This is a genomic window from Chryseobacterium sp. SIMBA_038 (assembly GCF_046535115.1).
GTDB lineage: Bacteria > Bacteroidota > Bacteroidia > Flavobacteriales > Weeksellaceae > Chryseobacterium.
This window is the reverse complement of record NZ_JAWRXH010000331.1, coordinates 1-250: the sequence shown is the minus strand read 5'-3', so window position 1 is coordinate 250 and position 250 is coordinate 1. Positions and strand designations below refer to the sequence as shown.

Sequence of the window (250 nt, the reverse complement as noted above, 5' to 3'; positions counted from 1 at the left end):
CGTATCACGCTATTACAGCCTCCCTGCAAAAGACAGAGTAATAAGCCTTTCTGATGCTAAGGAAGAATTTTTGTATCTTTTAAAAAATGCAGTTAAGAAACAGCTTATTGCAGATGTAGAAGTAGGAAGTTTTCTAAGCGGGGGATTGGATTCATCTTCTGTTGTAGCCTTGGTAGATGAATTTCTACCCCATCAGACTACGATCAGCTTCGGGTATGACCACAAGGACAACGAACTGAAATATGCAAAG

At 40.0% G+C, this 250-nt stretch carries 1 protein-coding gene; it reads left to right on the top strand.

The window, feature by feature from the left end:
• Positions 1-250 (top strand): asparagine synthase-related protein (locus tag SB689_RS23775; RefSeq protein WP_410694499.1); only part of this gene is annotated, 250 nt, incomplete at both ends.